The organism is Zooshikella sp. RANM57 (assembly GCF_050749885.1).
Classification (GTDB): domain Bacteria; phylum Pseudomonadota; class Gammaproteobacteria; order Pseudomonadales; family Zooshikellaceae; genus Zooshikella.
In genome coordinates this window covers 1-1,408 of sequence record NZ_JBOIUB010000048.1, presented here as the reverse complement: position 1 = coordinate 1,408, position 1,408 = coordinate 1, and the positions used below count along the sequence as shown (strand labels likewise).

At 42.8% G+C, this 1,408-nt stretch carries 1 protein-coding gene; it reads right to left on the bottom strand.

All coding sequences use genetic code 11. From position 1 onward, the window contains the following. Positions 1-1,408, bottom strand: a 1,408-nt coding sequence (locus ACQ96U_RS27065) for a neuraminidase-like domain-containing protein (protein WP_431724394.1), incomplete at both ends; no start/stop codon positions are given.

Genomic DNA, 1,408 nt, shown 5'->3' with positions numbered 1-1,408 from the left:
CACTCGCATCTGGCTCTGACTCCCACTCTTGCCAGGCAATATAAAGCCGGTTATTGAATATCACCGGTCTGACTTCGTCATTTATCGCCGAGATGGGCGCAACAATTTCCTCCCAGTCTGTCCAGGCAGAGGCAACGTACTTTCCATCACTGTCCATCATCGCACGGTTAAGTGAGCGACAGTAATATTTAAAGGGTGAGGTGTACGTTCTGCCAATAAAATAACTCTTTCCGTCATCCAGAACAGGCGCATGATGATAACTACAAAGCACTTTTAAGTTGGCAATATCCTCAAAGCCATTTAAATAATTAAGATAAGAAGCTTCAACGCTATCAGGGGTTAACTTAGACTGGCTCACTTCCGTTAATAACTGCTGCTGAAGTGATGTTTGGTTGTATCGTAAGGTAGGTTCAAGGTAATTTTCGGGGTAATAGGCTAGCATCGAGACACCTGCCCACGTACTGTATCGTTTGTTGTAGGGCTGCCAATCAACAAAAAACTGCTCTAAAAAAAGGTCTTTGTTAGCATTAGGCTCCATGCCATTCAAACAACGGTTGATATAAAGCTGTACACTGGCCATCGCTTCCGCAATGCGTGAAGTGGTCACTTCGTGACTCACTAAATTGTCAATCAATAAATACTGGTAAATATCATCTCTGTCAGTGATAGGCTCATCCCCCCCAGTAATAGTTGATGCTATATTCGACAAGTAATAAGCGCACAGTGCTTTGCTAAGCTGTTCGTCTATATACCCATACGTTTCGATGACTTTAGCTTCAGGTGTGCTGGAAAGTAAGTTATTAGCCGTTTCATTCCATTGAGAACTTGTTTCATCGTAAGGTAAGGATAAAAACTGATGAAGCACATCCACACCAACTGCCATGTGAGCTGATGCCTGTAACCATGCATTTGTGTGGTAGCCTTGAATAGCGCTTAGAAGCGGTTCTCCACCAGTAATTCCAAGAATATCCCATGCCGCAGAAACCTCATACTCAGAGGTATCCAGCATGCTAGCGAGTTGTTCGGAGGTTAAATCATCATCATGTAGTAACTTAAGCCCCTCATCGGCACGAGCACCTAGACTGTTTTGCCACGCTTTAAAATAACTCAGGAACTGTAAATTATTATAAACAAGATCAACTTTAGTTAAACTATTTTCTATTTTATTCGGGGAGTTTACTACAAATGATAAGTCGACTTCATTCATCTTAAAGGTATTAATCACCTGTGCCAGTTGCGCGAGTGCCTGACAAAATACAGCTAATTTCGCATCGTTGCTTGTATCAGGGTTTTCTCTATCGTTAGTGTAACGTGCAACAACGAGCTGCCAGAACTCATCGACTGTAGCAACTGATGAGACATTAAGTCCACGCTCTACAGCAATCGCTTCCAGCCAGTTTTGCGTCAG